The organism is Paenibacillus eucommiae (genome assembly GCF_017874215.1).
In the GTDB taxonomy this organism is placed as follows: domain Bacteria; phylum Bacillota; class Bacilli; order Paenibacillales; family NBRC-103111; genus Paenibacillus_AI; species Paenibacillus_AI eucommiae.
The window spans coordinates 169,181-189,709 of record NZ_JAGGLB010000021.1; the positions used below are offsets into that span (position 1 = coordinate 169,181).

14 protein-coding genes are annotated in these 20,529 nt (G+C 44.2%); all 14 read left to right on the forward strand.

Annotation, left to right across the window (positions count from 1 at the left end; translation table 11 throughout):
• Window positions 1–209 precede the first annotated feature (209 nt).
• The 14 genes from J2Z66_RS26395 to J2Z66_RS26460 all read left to right on the forward strand — a co-directional run bounded on the left by J2Z66_RS26395 (window position 210) and on the right by J2Z66_RS26460 (window position 20,354).
• On the forward strand, window positions 210–362 hold the full coding sequence (locus tag J2Z66_RS26395; RefSeq protein ID WP_209975727.1) for a hypothetical protein: 153 nt from the start codon (window positions 210–212) through the stop codon (window positions 360–362).
• An 833-nt stretch (window positions 363–1,195) separates the two neighbouring features.
• Window positions 1,196–1,915: a GntR family transcriptional regulator gene (locus tag J2Z66_RS26400; RefSeq protein ID WP_209975728.1), complete on the forward strand. Its 720-nt coding sequence runs from the start codon at window positions 1,196–1,198 to the stop codon at window positions 1,913–1,915.
• Window positions 1,916–2,146: 231 nt separating this feature from the next.
• Window positions 2,147–3,163, forward strand: a complete 1,017-nt coding sequence (locus tag J2Z66_RS26405; protein ID WP_209975729.1) for a sugar ABC transporter substrate-binding protein — start codon at window positions 2,147–2,149, stop codon at window positions 3,161–3,163.
• A 36-nt stretch (window positions 3,164–3,199) separates the two neighbouring features.
• The gene (locus tag J2Z66_RS26410; protein WP_209975730.1) at window positions 3,200–4,699 is read left to right on the forward strand and encodes a sugar ABC transporter ATP-binding protein; all 1,500 of its coding nucleotides are present in this window, start codon (window positions 3,200–3,202) and stop codon (window positions 4,697–4,699) included.
• Window positions 4,700–4,787: 88 nt separating this feature from the next.
• Window positions 4,788–5,738 (forward strand): ABC transporter permease, encoded by a 951-nt coding sequence (locus J2Z66_RS26415; RefSeq protein WP_312894778.1) that lies wholly within the window; start codon window positions 4,788–4,790, stop codon window positions 5,736–5,738.
• The gene (locus tag J2Z66_RS26420) at window positions 5,725–6,441 is read left to right on the forward strand and encodes an N-acetylmannosamine-6-phosphate 2-epimerase (protein ID WP_209975731.1); all 717 of its coding nucleotides are present in this window, start codon (window positions 5,725–5,727) and stop codon (window positions 6,439–6,441) included. The genes J2Z66_RS26415 and J2Z66_RS26420 overlap by 14 nt, the downstream gene beginning before the upstream one ends.
• Window positions 6,442–6,535: 94 nt before the next feature.
• Window positions 6,536–7,456, forward strand: coding sequence for an ROK family protein (locus tag J2Z66_RS26425; RefSeq protein ID WP_209975732.1), 921 nt, complete (start codon window positions 6,536–6,538; stop codon window positions 7,454–7,456).
• A 702-nt stretch (window positions 7,457–8,158) separates the two neighbouring features.
• Window positions 8,159–9,091, forward strand: coding sequence for an ABC transporter permease (locus J2Z66_RS26430; protein ID WP_209975733.1), 933 nt, complete (start codon window positions 8,159–8,161; stop codon window positions 9,089–9,091).
• 24 nt (window positions 9,092–9,115) lie between these two features.
• Window positions 9,116–9,994, forward strand: coding sequence for a carbohydrate ABC transporter permease (locus J2Z66_RS26435; protein ID WP_209975734.1), 879 nt, complete (start codon window positions 9,116–9,118; stop codon window positions 9,992–9,994).
• 4 nt (window positions 9,995–9,998) lie between these two features.
• Complete coding sequence (locus tag J2Z66_RS26440; protein ID WP_209975735.1) at window positions 9,999–10,208, forward strand: hypothetical protein; 210 nt, start codon at window positions 9,999–10,001, stop codon at window positions 10,206–10,208.
• A gap of 350 nt (window positions 10,209–10,558) precedes the next feature.
• On the forward strand, window positions 10,559–12,184 hold the full coding sequence (locus J2Z66_RS26445) for a response regulator transcription factor (protein ID WP_312894782.1): 1,626 nt from the start codon (window positions 10,559–10,561) through the stop codon (window positions 12,182–12,184).
• A complete protein-coding gene (locus J2Z66_RS26450; RefSeq protein WP_209975737.1) occupies window positions 12,171–14,000 on the forward strand; it encodes a sensor histidine kinase in 1,830 nt (609 codons plus the stop codon). The genes J2Z66_RS26445 and J2Z66_RS26450 overlap by 14 nt, the downstream gene beginning before the upstream one ends.
• A gap of 160 nt (window positions 14,001–14,160) precedes the next feature.
• A complete protein-coding gene (locus tag J2Z66_RS26455) occupies window positions 14,161–15,921 on the forward strand; it encodes an extracellular solute-binding protein (protein ID WP_209975738.1) in 1,761 nt (586 codons plus the stop codon).
• A gap of 242 nt (window positions 15,922–16,163) precedes the next feature.
• Window positions 16,164–20,354 (forward strand): DUF4838 domain-containing protein, encoded by a 4,191-nt coding sequence (locus tag J2Z66_RS26460; RefSeq protein ID WP_209975739.1) that lies wholly within the window; start codon window positions 16,164–16,166, stop codon window positions 20,352–20,354.
• The last annotated feature ends 175 nt before the right edge of the window (window positions 20,355–20,529 follow it).

A 20,529-nucleotide genomic window follows, 5' to 3' on the forward strand; every position in this document is an offset into this window, starting at 1 on the left:
GTGTAAACGCAGGTGTTAAAAAGGTGTTAATCGGCAGTGATGACAAGATGTTCATATCGTTCAAATTTAATTGCTAGGAGAGCCCAAGTGGCTCTTTTTTTGATTTGCGCGCCTAGCAAAGCTAGGTACAACTAATTGATGAAAGATCAATCGAGGTAAGAGCCAAGTCGTCTCGTAGCTGACAGGCAACTGGTGGAGAGATTCTAAGGTTGAAGCCAAGGAAAATCCGAAGCGACTGGTATATTCGAAAAGGACTGATGCTGTTTTGGAACAAGAAACGCAATCGTCGTAAAAAGCATAGTAACTCCAGATTAGCAGGCATCGTTGCACAGTATTCAGGATTAAAGAAACTTGTAGGCTAGGAAAGTACCGTAACGCGGAAGAAAGAAGAACATCGGAAAGCCGTATGAGGGAAAACCTCACGTACGGTTTGATGCAGGGGGAGCTGGAAAAGTAAAAAGATGGTTTCGACCTCCAATGAATTCCAGTTCTCTACTCTACTGGAAGCACAGGTTTCCCTATCGCCATTATCCCCTTCCCTCAGAAAGCAAACCTCTATTGGCAGTCCTTTTGAGCGTTAGCAGCAGCCCGCCCTCCGCCGAAATGAGCGTGTTCTCCGCTTAGCGATGTTTTTCATCTTTAAAGCAAGTGTTCCAGGTCAATCGGTCACGTTAATGATGATTTTCATCGTTAAAAGAGGCCGGATGGCCTCTCAGGGTGGTTAAAAAGGGATTTTAACGATGATTTTCATCGTTAAAGTAAGGATTGGAGCGGAACGTATGCTTTTAACGATGAAAAACATCGTTAAATTAGCAGAGCCTGCTCAGCTGTGCGCTCTTCATTCCCAGCGCTGCGCCCGCTAGGAAGTCTCCTCTAATCAAGAGAGAAACTCTTGATGGCTGTCCGTTTGAGCTTGGTGTTCGTGCGATTGTAGCTAAAGAGAGGGAATGGCTGTGGGTGGAAGAGCGGTAGCGTCCGCCTTTAAAGATTTGTTCCTACCTCCTCATCCATCCCATTCAGGGAACAAATCTTTAACAGCGGCTGGAGCCCACAGCCATTCCCTCCGCAACGCACTCAAGCGACGAACACGCTCCTCAAAGGACGCCACAAGAGGTCTTTCGAAAAAATGTTGACTTTTTTGAAATTTATAATATTATAATGTTATAACAGGTTGAAGGGTGGAAGGATTGATAAGATGATTGATAAAAATAACCCATTATCATTGTATCATCAATTGAAACAAATTCTTTTAAATAAAATAGAGGCTGGAGAATGGAAGGTAAGAGACAAGCTTCCTTCAGAAGCGGAGCTGTGTGAGCAATATGAGGTGAGCCGCATTACTGCCAGAAGGGCGTTAGCGGAGCTGGAGCACGAAGGCGTTATTGAGCGTAAATCAGGAAAAGGTACGTTTGTTAAGTTTTCTGGCATCAATCAGGAGCTGTTTCGTTTCTATAGCTTTACCGATGAGGTGAAGCGAAGAGGTTTTACACCTTCTTCAGCCGTGCTGGCTATGGAAACGATTACTCCCGAAGAAGAAGTGCGCCTGGCGCTAAAGCTGAACGAAGAAGATAAGGTGTATTTGATTAAAAGATTGCGAATGGCTAACAATGAGAAAATAGTAGTAGATCGCTCCTACTTGCCCTGCAAGCTGTTTGCTGGCCTGGATCAGTTTGATTTTGGCCAAGTTTCTCTTTATGAAACCTTGAAGGGGCACTACCATATCGCACCTAATATCGCGGAAGAAGTGATTGACGCCATACTGATTCATAAAGAGGAAGCCGATCTTCTGGAAATCAAGAAAAATTCGCCGGGTTTATTAATTAAGCGTATCACTTATTTCAATGAACTTCCCATTGAGTTTAATTACCGGGTAGTCAATCGTGACAAATATAAATACAAAGTTATTTTAAAATGAGCTAATTTTCTAAATGAATGGATGAGGCGGTAACCATACAGTTTCAAAGGCCGCTACCGCCTTGTTTCATTCTCACTCCATGCTATTTTCAAAGTGCATTAAATGAAGGGGGTGATTAACCTGCGTTAAATACGATAGAAGCGAAGCAGCAAGGGAAAAGTAAGGTCACATTTTAGTTGTTATTATTTGAAAATTCAGATTATTAATCGGACTATTACATTGGAGGTTCATATGGTAAACATGAGAAATATTAGAAAAAGCGTATTTTCGCTACTTATTATCGTAATGGCACTGGCGCTAGCAGCTTGTTCAAGTGGAAACGGCGGAAATTCAACCAGTACTCCGGGAAATACACCTAATGGTACTAAAACGGAAACACCGAATGCTGAGAAAAAATTGAAAATTGGATTTACCGTAGCTAATTTGGCCAATACTTATTTTGTAGACTTGTCAGAGGGTGTGAAAACCAGGGCGCAAGAACTCGGATACACCGTAACCGTTCATGATGGAAAAGGCGATGCGGCCAATCAAGTAAGCGCTGTAGAAAACTTTATTACGCAGAAAATGGATGTAATCGTCATTAGTCCGGTGGATGAGAAAGCGCTTGAACCAGCTGTGAAAGAAGCGAAAAAAGCGAATATCGTGGTGATTAGCTCGAATCAGAATATTGTCGGCTCCGATGCCTTTCTGACTGTTCCTGAACATGGCTATGGCTCGGCTATTGGCGAAGTCGCGGGTAAATGGATTGCTGAGAAGCTGAATGGTGAGGCGGAAGTCGCTATTATTGATTTTCCTGAGCTGAAATCGATTATTGAACGTGCTGACGGCATTCGCGAGGCTATTATCAAGCATGCGCCCAATGCGAAAATCGTTGCCAATCAATCTGCAAACACAGTGGAAAAAGGTATGAAAGCTATGGAAACGATTCTCCAGGCTCATCCAAACGTTAAGGTCGTAGCCGCCGTGAATGACGCGGGCGCGCTGGGTGTGTATGAAGTCGTGAAAGCGGCAAAAAAGGACACTCCTGATTTTTTCATTGGCGGATTGGATGCCACGCAGGAAGCCTTGCAAAAAATTAAGGAAGATACGATTTATCGCGCCACGATAGACATTGATCCCAATGGAATGGGTAAGCAAATTGTCGATACAGCCGTTAAAGTGATGCAAGACGGACCCATCGCTGAACCTATCGCAGTCAATATGAAAACGGTAACGATCGATAATGCCGCGGATTTCATCAAAGAATAATGACAGAGGAATTCCGCTTTCAGGGAGGTCAGGCTGTTGGATGAGTCCATTTTAACACTGAAAAACATTAGTAAAAGCTATCCGGGTGTCCAGGCACTGGATCAGGTGTCGATTGAATTTAAACGTGGGGAAGTGCACTCGATTGTCGGCGAGAATGGCGCAGGCAAATCCACTTTAATCAAGACGATAACAGGGGCGATTGAACCTACATCGGGAACTATTGTATACCAGGGTAAGGAAATGCAAAGCGTAAACCCTATTTTTGCCCTAAAAGAAGGGATTAGCGCGATTTACCAGGAGTTCAATTTAATCCCCAGTCTTACGGTTGCTGAAAATATTTTCTATGGACGAGAAATAAGCGGCCGCTTTTTCTTGAACAGACGGGAAATGAATCAGCAAGCGGAGCGTATACTTAGCCAGCTTGGTGTGCATATTCCTCCACAAAGCATTGTGAAGGAGCTGAGCGTTGGATTCCAGCAAATCGTTGAAATTGCCAAATCGATTTCGGCCCATGCGAAGGTGCTGATCATGGATGAGCCCACAGCTCCCTTAACGGCCAGCGAGGTTGCGAAGCTGTATGAGATTGTAGGCCGGCTGAAGCAGAGCGGGATGACCGTTATCTACATTTCTCACAAATTCGATGAAATTTTTCACTTGTCTGATCGGATCACTGTCATGCGGGACGGCAAGTATATTACAACCTTACAGTGCAAAGACACGAATAAAGAACAGTTGGTCAGCCTTATGGTTGGACGATCACTGGGGCAGGATTATCCTGCAAAGTCTGCTGGCTCAGGAGCTGTGATTCTAGAAGTTAAAGGAATCTCCAATGAAAAGATCCACAATATTTCTTTTGATTTAAGAGAAAAAGAAATTCTGGGGATAGCTGGTTTGGTGGGAGCGGGGAGAACGGAGCTGGCCAGGGCAATTTTTGGCGCTGACGCCATTGCCAAAGGCGGGATCTATATCCGCGGTCAAATCGTGAAGTTTAAACAGCCTCGAGATGCTATTAAGCATAAGCTTGGCTTGATTCCGGAAGATCGTAAACAGCATGGGGCACTGCTCAATATGGATATTAAATTTAATATTTCTTACCCCTCTCTAGGTAAATTTACAAAAGCGGGCATGCTTCAGCCTTCACAAGAGAAACAGCTCGCTGCCGATTATATTAAAATGCTGGCTATTAGAACACCAAACGAGCAGCAGCTGGTTAAAAATTTGAGCGGGGGCAATCAGCAAAAGGTGGTTTTGGCGAAATGGCTGGCCATGCATTGTGATATTCTAATCTTCGACGAGCCAACCCGAGGAATTGATGTCGGGGCTAAACAGGAAATTTACACGCTCATGCGCGATCTGGTCAACCAAGGGAAGTCGATCATTATGATTTCATCCGAAATGCCTGAGCTGATCGGAATGTCTGACCGTATTTTGGTCATGAAAGATGGAAGGTTAACGGGAGAGATCAAGGGAAGCGATATGACCCAAGAGCATATTTTGACCATGGCTACGAGCGATCTTCCAAGCGATCTTCGTTGATTTTCCTTGATTTTCCTTGATTTTCCTTGATCTTCCTTGGCAGTGCATGGGGGCATTTGAATTATTTTAGACAGGAGGCATTTTGCCGGTGGCGATAAGATCAGCCTTGATCAAATATGGGATTTATTTTGTGCTTCTATTCCTTATTCTTTTCTTTTCGGTTGCTTCGGATGCATTTTTGTCCGTTAACAATCTCTTGAATATTTTAAGACAAGTATCCATTATCGGCATAGTGGCAGTTGGGATGACGTATGTCATTTTGACCGCTGGCATCGATTTATCGATTGGTTCGATCATTGGAGTTTCGGCCGTGCTGGCGGCAAAGCTGATGCTGTTCGGAATGAATCCATTCCTGGCTTGCATCATTACTTTAATAGTCGGAATCATTATAGGTCTTATGAATACGTACTTCATTCATGAAATTCAGATTCCCCCTCTGATTGTTACACTAGCTACCTTAACTGCTTTACGCGGCATAGCGTATATCATTACTGGCGGTTTGCCAGTCTATGGGCTGCCTGAGGGATACTCGATCGTTGGGCAAGGATATTTCCTTGGTATTCCGGTACCAGTTATTGTGATGATTGTTTGCTTTGTAGCAGGCTATATTGTTTTGGAAAAAACCCGCTTTGGCCGATATGTATACGGAGTTGGAAGTAATGAAGAAGCTTCCCGCTTGTCGGGTGTCAACGTACGCAAAGTCAAATACATTGCTTATTGCCTGAGCGGCTTTCTGAGCGCCTTAGCTGGACTGGTTCTTCTGTCCCGGGTAAATAGCGGTCAACCCACGGCAGGCACGGGGTATGAGCTGGATGTAATCATTGGCGTAGTTTTGGGCGGAGTGAGCATGAATGGCGGAGAAGGCCGGATCAGCGGGGTTATTACCGGGATTCTGATCATGGGTGTATTAACGAATGGCATGATTTTACTGAATATAAGCGAATATTATCAATTGGTCGTTAAGGGTGGCGTGCTGTTATTAGCAGTCAGCCTGGATTACATGACTAAAAAGCGGAGGGTTAAAGTTGCAACTACATGAATTTAAACGAGGACTGATTGTTTCTTGCCAAGCACAGGAGGATGAGCCGTTTTTTGGCTCCGGCTATATGGCCAGAATGGCTGTTGCCGCTGAAATGGGTGGAGCTATTGGGGTGCGGGTGAATACACTGCCTGATATTAGGGCGGTTAAAGCAGCCGTAAGCATCCCCGTGATCGGGATTATCAAGCAGCCCTATCCGGACTGCTATCCATATATTACTCCCACAATGAAAGAAGTCAGAGCTGTCGCGGAAACCGGAGCAGAAATTGTAGCTGTGGATGCGACTAAATTACTCAAACCAGATGGTAAAACCACAGAGCAATTTATTCATGCTATCAAAACAGAGCTGGACATTCTGGTCATGGCGGACGTATCAACGGTAGAAGAAGGGCTTGTCGCCTGGAAAGCAGGAGCAGATATCATCGCGTCCACGTTGAATGGCTATACTTCATACACACAGCAGCCTTCGGATTTGCCTATAGAATTGCAAGAGCCCAACTTCGATATCATACAGGCGCTCGCCGATAAAATCTCAGCTCCGATTGTAGCTGAAGGCCGATTCTGGGATCACCACAATGCTGTCAAAGCAATGAAATTAGGAGCCCATGCTGTAGTCATTGGTGCGGGAATTACAAGACCGCAGGTCATTACACTGAAAAATGTTACCGCGATCAATCGTTATTTGCAGGAGTGTGGGAGTTAGTTAGAGTGCAGAAGTTAGCTGCAGTGCGAAAAAAATGAAGTAAGGAAGCTGGATGGTTTAAGGAAGCTAGAATGAAAAAGGTGGATGATCAAGCGTGCTGGCGATAGGAATTGATATTGGCGGAACGAAAATTTCAGGCGGCATTGTAAATGAAACCGGAGAAATTATATTTAGCAAAGAGCGTTCCACTGATGCCTCAAGGGGCAGGGATTACGTGCTTGCAGGTTTAGACGGGTTAATTTCGGAGCTTGTAGCCTGGCAGGTAAAAGTGGATGTAATTGGCATAGGCAGTGCTGGGCGCATAAACGTACAAGAAGGCTCGGTCTATTTCGCTACTCCTAACCTGCCAAATTGGACAGGGCTGCAATTAAAGCAATATATAGAAGCCAAGCATCAGATTCCGGCTGTTATTGATAATGATGTGAATACTGCAGGCATTGGTGAAAAATGGTTAGGAGCCGGCAAGGAATATGCTTCCGTGGTTTGTTTGACTCTGGGCACAGGCGTGGCAGCAGCGGTATTTGTCGATGGAAAGCTGATCCACGGACACCATTGGAGCACTGGAGAAATCGGCCATTTCATTTTGTATCCGCATGGGAAGCCATGCAATTGCGGACAAAGGGGCTGCCTGGAGCAGTACTGCTCGGGGACGGCATTATTTCGGAGCTATAACGAGCTTCGGGGGGAGGCGGCCATTTCATCGGGCAAGGAGTTTTTCCAGCTTCTTCAAGCCGGAGATAGCGTAGCTGAACAAGTATTGGATACATTCATTGACGATCTCGCCGTAGCTATGGTAAGCCTGGCTAATATTTATGATCCCGAGGCATTTATTGTCGGAGGCGGATTAATTGAAACAAAGAGCCTTTGGTGGGACGAAGTATTAAAGCGGTTTGAACGCTATGCCAACCCTGCTGTTTCTCGGACAATCATCATTCCGGCAGCATACAAGAATCAAGCCGGCCTGCTGGGTGCGGCGAAGCTTGGCTTTGATTATTTGCAATTAGGAACGGTTTAAATAAGTTTGACTAGGTTTGATTTGGGAGGAGCCGTTGTGGCTTCTCTTTTTTTTGAACATTGCAGCTGATAGATCGAAGGGCTGGCGTAGAGCAATCCCGCAGCAGCCCGGCTCCCCCGAATTGAGCGTGTGCTTCACTTAACGATGTTTTTCATCGTTAAAGTAAGTATGGGGAGAGGGCCTGGTGCTTTTAACGATGAAAAACATCGTTAAAAGCACCGGGTCCTCTCATTCTTCAATCCCAGCGCCATTGCCAGCTAGGAAATCTCACCAACCAAGAGAAAAACCCTTGCTGGCTGTCCGTTTGAGCTTGGTGTTTGTGTGAATCGTTCGATTGTAACTGAGTGAGGGAATGGATGTGGGAGGAAGAGCGATAGCGTCCGCCTTTAAAGATTTGTTCCGCCACTACATCCATTCCATTCAGGGAACAAATCTTTAACAGCGGCTGGAGCCCACATCCATTCCCTCCCCCAAGCCCCCATGTGATTAACACGCCCCTCAAAGGACGCTCAAGAATGGTGTGTTTTTCAGTGAAAAGTCAAGTCCCTGCATAAAATCATAAGATAATACATAATTGCAAGTGCTTCCTGATTTATGGTGAAGAGGAATGGAAACGAGTGTCTAATATTGTAACATTGTTTATTTATCCTTCTGGTGTAAGGCGTTATAATTTTGGTTATCCAATCTAGAAAGGAGAAACCTATGCACTTACAACAAGCAGTCACTGTAAAGTTAAAACCCAAAACGAAAATTTCGTGGCGTAGGTTATCGTTGTTTATCTTGGTTTTGCCGTTCCTTGCCATGGTATTTATTTTTAGTTATGTACCGTTATTCGGTTGGGTTTATGCCTTTTTTGATTATAAGCCCGGCATTGCCTTATCTGAGACACCTTTTGCTGGATTTAAGTATTTCAGATTGTTACTTAACGGCGAAATAGGAAATGTTTTATTGAACACGCTTGCGATCAGCTTCTTGAATATACTGACCTCCCCATTGCCGATTATTTTCGCTATACTGCTTATGGAAATACGGGGAAGAAGATTCAAAAAAATCGTTCAAACATTGACAACACTTCCTCATTTTATTAGCTGGATTATTATCTTTTCTTTAGTTTTTTCCATTTTTTCGTTTGAAGGTATATTCAATACCATGCTAATGAAATTCGGTTTGATTCAAGACCCGGTCAATATTCTGGGCGATCCAGCCATAGCTTGGTACGTACAGACGGCAATTGTGATTTGGAAGCACACCGGTTGGTATGCCATCATCTATTTAGCTGCGATCACGAGTATTGACACACAGCTTTATGATGCCGCCAAAATTGATGGAGCAGGTCGGTTTCGCTGTATTTGGCATGTGACTTTGCCTGGGTTAATGCCCACTTACGTTGTACTTCTGTTGTTGAGTGTTAGCAGTATGCTGAGTAATGGTTTTGACCAGTTCTTCGTATTTTACAATCCAATGGTCGCAGATAAGTTAGAAGTCCTTGATTACTATATTTATCGCATCGCATTCCACGGAAATGATTATCCGCTTGCTACAGCTGCAGGTATGGGGAAAACATTGATCAGCATCATTCTTTTGTTTTCCGTAAATTTTTTGGCCAAAAGACTCCGTGGTCAATCGATCATATAAAAAATTGCTTGATGAGGTGGCCGCATGTCCAATAAGCGTGTGAATGTATCGGAAACAATCTTCTATTGTTGCAATTATGCACTGTTTGTTTTTTTAACTATTGCCTGTATTTATCCTTTTTATTACATTCTGATTTATTCCATTAGTGACCCGACGAAAGCGGCAGGTGGACTTTTCTTATTACCGAAAGGAATCAATTTCGTTAATTATGAAAATCTGTTGAATATGAAAATAATCTACTCGACCTTTCTCATTTCATTACTCCGCACCATAATTGGGACATTGATAACGGTGGCTTGCTGCACTTTTTTTTCCTACATCGTCACAAAGCAAGAGCTGTATTTCCGTAAATTAATATACCGCTTTGTCGTGATAACACTGTATTTCAACGCAGGCTTGATTCCATGGTATCTAACTATGAAATTACTGCATCTCGATAACAATTTTTTATTATATGTTTTGCCCATGGCCATTAACGGCTTTTATATCGTATTAATTAAAACCTTTATCGAGCAGTTACCTGCTGCTTTGGAAGAATCGGCAATGATGGATGGTGCAGGTTATTTAAAGATCTTCAGAAACATAATAGTGCCTTTGTCAATGCCAATCATTGCAACTATCGCTGTATTTGCTGCAGTAGATCAGTGGAACGCCTGGCAGGATAATTATTTTCTCGTCACAAAAGAGAGTTTGCAGACTTTGCAGGTAATGCTGTACAACTACTTAAACTCTGCGGTATCAACGAACCCAATGGACGTTCTTGACGGTGCGGAAAATAAAGTAACACCAGAATCGATCAAAATGACAATGACCATGATTGTGACATTACCTATATTATTAGTTTATCCTTTCATGCAGCGTTTTTTTGTTAAAGGGATTATGCTTGGGGCTGTGAAAGGATAAGTAAATGGACATCTTTCTATATTTGGAGAAGGATGTCTTTTTCTATGGAGCTGCTGGGTCCCACATCGCTTCAGCCCACCTCCCCAATGAGCGTGTGCTGGACTTAACGATGTTTTTCATCGTTAAAGTAAGATTGTGGAGACGACCAACTACTTTAACGATGAAAAACATCGCTAAAGTAGCAACCCTTCATTCCCAGCGCCTGCCCCACTAGGAAATCTCCTCCAGCCAAGAGAGAAAGCCTTGCTGGCAGTCCGTTTGAGCTTGGTATTCGTATGATTCGTGCGATTGTAGCTAAAGAGAGGGAAGGGCTGTGGGAGGAAGAGCGATAGCGTCCGCCTTTAAAGATTTGTTCCAACATCCTCATCCATTCCGTTCAAGGGAACAAATCTTTAACAGCGGCTGGAGCCCACAGCCATTCCCTCCCTCCACGCACCATCATAATGAACACGCCCATCAAAGTACTCCAACAAGGTGTTTTTCTTATTGATAGTTTTCAGTTTCATCCTGTATACTTTGCCGTAGCAGGAAAATTATTTATAGGAGGGGATTGCGTTGTACCGAGTGCTTATTGCCGAAGATGAAATGCTGGTAAGATTGGCTTTAAAGCATTCCATCAACTGGAATGAATTCGATATGACCGTGATTGCGGATGTGACGAACGGTCAGGAAGCTTTGGACATTTTTCGTAGAGAAATGCCTGAAGTACTTATTACCGATATCAAAATGCCAGTCATGGATGGTATGGAATTGATTGCAAAAATACGAGAGCTTGATGCGAATACAGAGATTGCGATTTTGTCTTGCGTGGAGGATTTTGACGTTGTGCGAAAGGCATTAGCTTTCAATGTCCATGACTATATATTGAAATTGGAAATGACAACGGAAGATATGGGAAAGATTCTGACGAACATTCGTACAAGGCTGGATCGTTTGCATAAGCCAGTACTCTCGCTCTCGCCAAAAGATATTGATATGCATATCCTTAAGGACAATTTGGTCAAGGATTTTCTTTTTGGTTCGCGCTACAATGAGGTCGAATTTGCTGCTAAAGCTGCAAATCTGGAGATGCGTCTAAATCCGCAGCAAGTAGCTGTTATTCTCATGGAAATTGACCAGTTCGATCACTTATGTGAACGCTTTAAAGATAAGAAAGGACAGCTGGTCCGGATGTCCCTATTGAATATATTGAACGAAGTCATAGCTAATTACGGCTATGGGGAGGCGTACGCCGATGCGGACAGCCGCTACATACTTCTTTTCGGGTTTGAAGATACATTCGGCGAACAAAAGATGGTTGAGACCTTGTACAAAATTGTTGAACATATACGTAGTGTGCTTTACATGTATTTTAATAATACCGTTACATTTGTTATGCATGATGCGCAGCAAGGTTACCATTCAATGAAAGAGCAGTATCGCGAATGCATGAAGGCATTGGAGGCCAAGTTTTTTCTTGGATACAACTGCAACATCAAGGCAGGGGAGCAGACTGACCATGTCCTGCCGGATGCAACGAAGGAACATATACTCAGACTTGTACTTGAATGGAATCATGCTAATGAATATGAGAAAAAAATGCTTGAGAAAAAGGTCCGTATGTTCATCGCCCATAATGGTGCAGTAAGTGCGGGTATGATCAAACAAACGATTATGCATTGGTTGCATTTATCGGCGCTCTCCATGAGTCATTCTCATGTGAATATGCCGGAAATCGTATCCGCTTACAGTGAACGTGTTTCCGTAGCAGGCACTTTGCAGGAATTGGTGGATATTTTCAGAGAATATCTGGATGAAATGATTCACTATATGCCCAAAAGAACGATGATGAGCAAGGAGATTTCCGAGGTTATCCGATATATTGATGAGCATTATGCTGAGGAACTGACTCTACACGAACTGGCGGATGCTGTGCAAGTAAGTCCCAATTATCTTAGCAGCTTGTTCAAGAAAGAAACCGGAATCAACTTCGCAGATTATTTGCTGCAGCACCGGATTGAAAAGGCCAAGGAATTGCTGCTCGGGACGTTCTGTAAAACCTATGAAGTAGCCGAACAAACAGGGTTTGCCAACCAAAGCTATTTTAGCCGTGCGTTTAAAAAAATAACAGGTGTCGGTCCCAAAGAATTTCGTAGAAAAGGTATGGTGAACTGGGGGAATGTGGAGGTGCCACACGATGAAACCCTTTAGCATCTCTCGCTTCCGCAACTTTTGGCGTAGTATTCGCGTGCAGCTTGTTTTATCTTTTATGGTCATGAGCATCATTATGCTCATTTTAAGCTCTGTGCTGATTTACAATGGTGTGTTGGACATATTAAAAACGCGCAGCGAAGACTCTACATTGCAGCTATTCCAACAAACAGAAAACCGTATCCAGGCTTTTCGTAATGAAATTGACAAAGTGACTAAATTATTGCTGCTTAACCCGGAAATAGAAAGCTATATGAACAAGGAAAAGGGGACTACTGCTTATGACGCCGAGCATGTTATTGAGGTCAATGAACTATTAAATCAGCTGTCGCTGCTTGTGCAAAATTATGATTTTATTTCTTCTATCTATTTACTGACCTCTGATGGTTATATTATTGGCCTGGATGATAAGGCACCTATTTATATGTACGAACCGGATCAAGTGCATTGGAACAAAGTGACGCTTGCCTTTCAAACAGCAGGCCATTCATTGGGTGACATTATCTGGTTAGGCCCTAATGAGTCGGAGCAGTTGCAGAGCGGTATGAGCAATATGGACAATGGAGAGGGCGTGCCTATTCTTTCGGTCATCCGCAGCTTCAGCACAATCTACAGCAAAAAATGGAATGGATTTATGCTGAGTGTGAAGGAAAACTTGGTTGAAGATATGTATGGCAGCTTGTCTAAATTCGAGGAAGATGGAACTTATATTTTTGATGATAATGGAAGGGTGGTGTCCAGCTCTAACAAATCGTCAATCGGCACAAGGGTAGATGCCAGGCTGCTTCAACTTGGTGGTAGCGAATATGGCAGTTTCACCGAGAAGAAAAGGCAAGTGATTTACTACCGTCTTGGTGAAACAGGTTGGACTTTAGTCAAGTATGTACAAATAAGTGATTTAGTCAGGGATATCTGGACCTTGCGGAGCAAAATGATGTGGATTGTTATAGGCAGTGTGTTCTTTGCATTGATTATATCTTTTTATTATATCCGACAAATCACGAAGCCGCTTCAACGTTTAACCGAGGCTATGGTAGAACTGGAAATAGGCCGGATTGGTACCCAATTAAATAATTCCAATAATGAGATCGGCAAGCTAATTCGCGGGTTTAACCGAATGTCGCAAAGTATATATGATCTGATAGAACGAAACAAAGTAACGGAAAAAGAAAAACGTGAAATTGAGATCAGCTTGCTGCAGTCCCAGCTTCAGCCGCATTTTTTATACAATACCTTGAACACGATCAAATGGATGGCGATTGCCGTCCAGGCCAAGAATATCGCTGACAGTATTACCTTTTTATCGGGCTTACTCAAACCCATTTATAGCAATCCTTCACTGACCTGGACACTGCGTGAGGAAATCGGCTATTTGGAAAATTACATAAAGATAATGAACATTCGTTATGGTGAACATATCATTATTCAAAACCAACTGGCTGAACCCCTGTTAAACAGCAGTGTTTTGCGCTTTACTTTACAGCCTCTTCTTGAAAATACGATTGTACACGGTATGGAAGCCAATAAGATGGTTGGCGAAATATCTTTGGAAGGAGAAGTGGAACAAGGGAATCTTGTCATTGTAATCTCTGATCAAGGCAGGGGCATACCTGCAGCTGAGCTCAAGGTGATTCATGCGTGGCTTGCGGGCGAAGAAGAAAACATAGGCTGGACCCAACAGTTCGGGACGGGGCTGTTAAATGTTCATAAACGCATACAGCTTCATTTTGGAGACGGTTATGGACTGTCGATTCAGAGCATTGGAGGGGAAGGAACCCGGGTGACGCTTGTGCTCCCGCATAAATTCATAGAATAATACATAATTGAAATCTTGTAGTTGGTTGTATTGGAAATGGACAGGAAGCAAGTGTCTATAATTGTAACATTGTTTATTTAACTTGTTGTGGGGAATGTCTATAATTTAAATCATCCAGAAGTGGTTGGATGTACATATTATTTATAAGGGGGATTGAAGGATGGATAAAAGGAAAGTGATACTGCTGCTGTTATCTGTTGCGATGATTATCTTTATAGTTGGGTGCAGCGGAAAAAGCGGTCAAAGTAATGTAAGCACTTCATCGCCAAAGGCAGATCATGAAGGCAGTGAGGAAGTACAATCGACACCAGATAGTAATGCAAATAATGAACCGGTGAAGCTTACTTTTTATTACAGCAATGTTCCTTTGCCATCTGATGGCGTTCAAAAGGATGAGGTCATCAAAGAGCTTGAGAATCGGTTAGGTGTTCAGATTGAATTCATTAACCAGAATGAAGATAGGCTTAAGCTGATGATGGCAAGCAGGGAACTGCCGGATATCATGAACGTATTTGAAAAGGATTACAAGCAAATGATCGAGGGGGATCTCATCCTTCCGTTAGACGATCTCGTTAAGAATAAAGGAAAGGATATTTCAAAGTATCCTGATGCGCTTGATTATTATCGTGAGTATGTAAGTGCTGGTAAAAATAAGTTGTTTTTGCTTCCTATGCAGGTCGGTGCTACGACGAAAATGGTTGAGAATCAGCCCTTTGCCGATTATGGTGCAGGTTACCTGATACGATGGGATTACTACAAAGAATTAAACTATCCTGAAATCAAAAATCCAGATGATCTTCTCAACGTGCTGAAAGCGATGCAAGAGAAGCATCCCACTACGGCAGACGGTAAAAAAGTATACGGGGTATCCTCCTTTGTCGATAAAGCGGGTTGGGGGCTGTGGCCGTTCTATATCCAAATGTCCCTCACACAAGGTTATCTGGAGGGTGCAGGCAATTATGTACTGGATGCGAACAATGAAATATACAACCTTTTGGAAAATGAAGATGGCGCCTTCTGGGATAGTATGAAGTATTTCTTCAAGGCGAATCAAATGGGGCTGCTGGATCCGGAATCGTTCATTCAGAAGCTGGATCAGTATCAGAATAAGCAGACCAACCTGCAAATATTGTCCGGTATAGGGGCTTGGTGGCAGGCAGGGGCAAACGAGGCTCTGAAGGATGTTGAAAATGCCGGATTCATTACGATTCCTATGGAGAATCACTACATCTATAAGACCAATGTATCCTCTCTTGGAAAAGCGGGCAGAGCCTTCGCCATTTCGAAAAATACTAAAAATCCGGAAAAAGCAATGGAAGTATTGAACTATCTGTACAGTGATGAAGGAATGGCCTTGTTAACTAGAGGCATTGAAGGAAAGCATTGGGACTATGTGAATAAATTACCTACTTTTAAGGACAGTGTACTTAAGCAGCGTGAACAGAATTATCAAGAATACGAGAAGACGACAGGTATCGGAAAATACAACTTAATATATGGGCTGAGCCCTTATGTAGTGAATTCCAAAGATCAAACCTCGTTCAATTTGTTCACAGATCTGGAAATCAAAAATACAAAGTGGAAAGGATTCCAGCTGGATTTTGCCAAGCATTATGGCGGTGCTTATCCGGCAGATGCGATCGAGAAATTGGCGGCACAGGGTAAATTAAAAATTTCGTTGTTTGATACATCAGGCGGAATAGCTATAGGTACGGCACCCGATGAGATTACACGGATCGATGATGCGATTAAAGATTACATGTGGAAGACTATGCCGAAAATAGTTCTTGCCAAGTCAGAGACCGAATATGAAGCAGAGAAAAAGAATGCGTTAAACGAACTGAAAAAGCTGGGACTAGACAAGTCAAAGGCATATTGGGACAAAGCATGGCAGGATTCCATAGATCGTGTTAAAAAATAAGCTTGGCAGACAACGATAATAGCTCAGGGGATAAGATAAGGGTTAACTAACTTAGTCTTATCCTTAATTTTTGCCTGCGTTTTTGAGACAGTGGAATAAGCAGGGGGGTGAAAATATGAAGGAGATCATGCGTAAGTCAAGATGAAAAGGAAACGCTTTACTATTTAACATAAGCCTTTAAAGGCAGTCAGTCAGTCAGTCAGTCAGGAGAGGGATGTTCAAATAAAGGGAGGTATAGAACGATGAGATTTAAGAAATCGCACAGGAAATGTATGATGCTATTCATGACTTTGTGTCTTTTGTTTTCTGGCTTCAGTACGTCTTATGGAACTGCAGCTACCCCAGGGCCTCATGCTGCAAGTATTTCTTCCACACCCTCTTCCGGTACCAAAGAGCCCTCGGACATAAGCGGACATTGGGCAGAAAAACAACTGCTGGATTGGTTTAGCAGAGGACTTGTTCAAGGAAATCCGGATGGTACATTTAAACCGGACAGTCCGATCACAAGGGGAGAGCTGATGGCGCTAATCAACCGTTCTTTCGGGTTCATAGACCAGACTCCAGTCAGCTTCACAGATTTAAAAGCGTCCGACTGGGTTTACGCTGAAGTAGCGAGAGCGATACATGCCGGGTATGTGGACGGTTATGCCGACGGTACGATCGGTACGAAACGGCAAGTCAGCCGGCAGGAAGCAGCGGTAATGATCGCCCGTCTATTGAAGCTTGATGATAAGAGCGGAATCGATACGGCTAATGCTTTCGGTGATGCTAAACAAATCGCGCAGTGGGCCAAAGCCGCAGTAGGTGCAATCTCGGCCAAAAAGATTATGAACGGATACGAGGATAGCAGCTTTCGTCCGAAGGCACCAATGACTCGCGCTGAGGCAGTCATTACGCTGGATCGTACCCATTCCTTGCTTGGGGTCTCAGGTAGCGAAGGCAGTGGAACGGGAAGCGGTACAGGAACAGAAACCGGAACTGGAACCGGAACTGGAACTGGGGAAACACCAAAGGGTACGTCCCCCACACCTGGACCAACCTCAACATCAAGCCCAACATCTGAACCAAGCCCAAGCCCGAGCTCGAGTCCTAGCCCGACACCAAGTCAAAGCCCGAGCCCAAGCCCGACAGTAGATCCAAGCCCAACACCAGGTCCTTCATCGGAACCAAGCCCGACACCAAGTCCGACGCCAAATCCAGGTATTGCCTTGGGCACCATAACCGGTGAGGTAGCAGATACGGCAAATGTAAAGCTTGAGGGAGCAACCGTTACGGTAACAGGCACTACTTATTCTGCCGTAACAGACAACGCAGGCATGTTTGAGATTTCCCAGGTTCCTGTTGGCAATTACACAGTTACAGTAACGAAGGCGAATTATATCGACAACATATCAAATGCCTTTGACGTGACGGACGGGGAGACTGCGGTCATTAGCATCATCCTTGAGCCTGTACCTGGTCTAAGCATCGTGGAGAATGGTCAAGAAAAAGCGGTAATTGTTGTTGAACCGAATGTTGACCCCAAAGTAAGTGCTGCCGCCAATACACTTGCTGAGTATATTAAGAAGTCAACAGGCGCAGATTTACCGGTTTTGACTACGGCGCAGCTGGCAGCATCGGGTACTTCATATAGCGATGATGCACACCTTTATGTCGGAGTCAAAGCTCCGGGAGCAGAAAGCCTTATCACAGGAGAACTACAAGATTTGGCTGAGGATGGATTTGTCATTTTGCCATATGAGAATACGCTTTCAATTATAGGTCCGACAAGCTGGGGAACAGAATTCGGCGTCTACGAGTTCCTTGAACGATACGTTGGAGTCCGTTGGCTGATGCCAGGACCGGATGGTGAAGATGTGCCGCAGCTGCAACAAATAATCGTATCCGCTAATACAGTAAGAGATGAGCCGGCCGCGATATCCCGCCACTTCTTTGGTACGGAAGCATGGTTCACTTTGCAAACAACGGCTGATTGGGCTGAACGTAATCGCATGCATGATCTTGTGAAATTTCACCATTACTTAAATATTTTATTCGATCCGCAAGTATTTGCTAATCATCCTGAATACTATCCAGGTGGGGTTGTCCCCACGCATCCATACTCATGGCAGCCTTGCTTCAATGACGAGACTGCGGATGCTGCTATATGGAGGATTGTTGATTATTTTAACAACTTTCCCGATGCATTGTCATTCTCTTTGGGGATAAATGATAGCAATAATTATTGTGCTGCCGACATGGCACGGGCAAATGGTAAGTTAAATTCAATTGGTGTTTTGGATATGTCCGATGTGTATTATTCCTGGGTAAACAAAGTTGTTGAAGGTGTCCTGGCTGAGCATCCTAATAAATACTTCGGGCTTTTGGCTTACTGGAATGTGTATGATCCACCTGCAACAGTAGAGCTGAATCCGCATGTTATTCCTTATATTACTGACGATCGTATGTCCTGGATTGATCAGGAAGTGGGGGAAGTCGGGGAAGGGGTTACTAGGAGTTGGGAAACCAAGGCTGAAAATGTGGGCTGGTATGAATATTTATATGGATCTCCGTATAATCTGCCGCGTATGTACTTGGACAAGATGGCGGAAAACTATAGGTTTGCTAAAAATCACGGTGTAATTGCCCATGTGGCGGAAATCTATCCGAATTTCGGCGAAGGACCGAAGCCATGGCTTTCGGCCAAGCTGCAATGGAATCCTGATCTGGATGTCGATCTGCTGGCGAACGAATGGTATGAGCGGGCAGTTGGTAATATTGGGGCTCCCTATTTGAAGCAGTACTATGATTATTGGGAAAATTTTTGGACAGATCGCGTATTCGACACGAGCTGGTATCTGGATTGGAAGAACTCTGACAATAGAACCAACTATCTCAATCTGCTGGATCACAGCTATTTAACAGCGGTAACGAAGGCAGACTTGACTGAAAGCCGTCGTCTCCTGGAGCTGGCTGTTGCTCATGCAGGAACAGGCAAGCAGAAGAAACGCGCCGAGCTGCTCTTGCGTGCATTTGAATTTTATGAAGCTTCGGCACTCAGCTATCCGCGAGGTGCTGTCGATGCTCCAACGAATGAACAGGCTGCTTGGGATATGCTGAATGACCTCAAGCAAAGCTTTGAAATGGGGAAGAAGCGCAAAGCATTAATCGATCAGTTTACCGGAGATCCAGTACTGAATATGACGCTGACGATCTATGGCGGGAAATGGGATGGTGTGCAGGAAGGACTTATTACTGCGCTCGAAAGCTATGTAGCTTCGGTCACGGATCCGAACAACGCAGTGCCTGAGCATTTCCGGCAAGCCTTGGCAAATATCCGGAGTATTAACCAGTTCTCGGCAACGGCTGTCAGAACGACCGCCAGCAAAGCGGATATTCTGCAATCACTCGATTTCAGTCAGGGTCCATGGCAGGCTGCGGTACCGATCACTGAATTTATCAGCATGAAATCTGCAGATGCTTCACCGGCTGAGACGAGATTGTACTTACTGTGGGATGATGAAAATATATATGCCGGTTATGAAAGCTTTGACAGCAACATGTCGGGAATGATTGTGAATGATGATGCGCCGAATGGCTGGTGGAGAGTGGCAGACGATTCGGTTGAAACCTATTTGACAAGCGATGTAGAAGGAAGCTATACCGGATTCTTCACGAACCCGAAAGCAGTCAAATTCATCTACAATAAAGGCCCGAATGGTCCTGAACCGGGTATAGATAATCAGTGGGAGGCAAGCGGTCAGATTGGAACTGACCGATGGAATGTCATTCAAGTGATTCCATTCTCGAGCATCGGCATCGATCCGGCTGAAACAAAGACATTAATGGGATATTTCTTACGGAACTATCACGGTCAAGCTATGTTTTTGGGTTGGGGGGGAGGAGCGCCTTGGAAGGATGAAGACTTTAGACCCGTCCATCTTGTTGAAGGAAATAATCTCCTGCAGAACCCTTCATTTGAAACTGGAGTGGCGAATCAACCTTGGTTTTTCACCGATTGGAATGTTTGGTTCCTGGATGACGGTTCAACCACTTTACGTTCAAACGCGTTTGTGCGTACGGGTGGCTATAGTATGGAGGCAAGCTTGGTTACAAATGGCGGCGGCCCGAATCAGGGAGTCCCGATAGTTCCCGGTAAATACAAAGCAGTGCTTCATTATTACTTGCCGCTGGATGCAGATACACCAGGAAGAATTCAATGGTGGACCCAGGTTAAGAACGGGGAAGGGACTCTGGAAGAATCAACATCTGCCGAGAGGCCTGTTTCATGGACGAAAGGCCGATGGGTGCAATTTGAGCATATTTTTGAGGTTAAACCGGATTATGATGGAAAATTGCCGGATCACTTGCAAATAGGAATCTATCATTGGGGCTTCAATGCCGGTGAAAAGGTGTATATCGATGATGTTTCCTTGTATAAGTTGCCGGAGTAAGCACATTTCAAAATGATTGAATTAAGTCCCTCCCCCCGCTTTGCCGGGGGGAGGGGCGGGGAGGTACTTTTATGAGACTAATTAAACGGGCTGTGCACCTGGATTTTCATACGCTGCCCAATATTCCGGACTTTGGCGCCAACTTTGATGCCAAGCAATTTGCCCGCACGCTGAA

What these genes read in the sequence shown, in the direction of transcription:
- J2Z66_RS26440 (WP_209975735.1), top strand. Translation starts at nt 9,999, where the DNA reads ATGGACATCTTTCTATATTTGGAGAAGGATGTCTTTTTCTATGGAGCT.
- J2Z66_RS26455 (WP_209975738.1), top strand. Translation starts at nt 14,161, where the DNA reads ATGGATAAAAGGAAAGTGATACTGCTGCTGTTATCTGTTGCGATGATT.
- J2Z66_RS26460 (WP_209975739.1), top strand. Translation starts at nt 16,164, where the DNA reads ATGAGATTTAAGAAATCGCACAGGAAATGTATGATGCTATTCATGACT.
- J2Z66_RS26450 (WP_209975737.1), top strand. Translation starts at nt 12,171, where the DNA reads ATGAAACCCTTTAGCATCTCTCGCTTCCGCAACTTTTGGCGTAGTATT.
- J2Z66_RS26430 (WP_209975733.1), top strand. Translation starts at nt 8,159, where the DNA reads ATGCACTTACAACAAGCAGTCACTGTAAAGTTAAAACCCAAAACGAAA.
- J2Z66_RS26400 (WP_209975728.1), top strand. Translation starts at nt 1,196, where the DNA reads ATGATTGATAAAAATAACCCATTATCATTGTATCATCAATTGAAACAA.
- J2Z66_RS26435 (WP_209975734.1), top strand. Translation starts at nt 9,116, where the DNA reads ATGTCCAATAAGCGTGTGAATGTATCGGAAACAATCTTCTATTGTTGC.
- J2Z66_RS26405 (WP_209975729.1), top strand. Translation starts at nt 2,147, where the DNA reads ATGGTAAACATGAGAAATATTAGAAAAAGCGTATTTTCGCTACTTATT.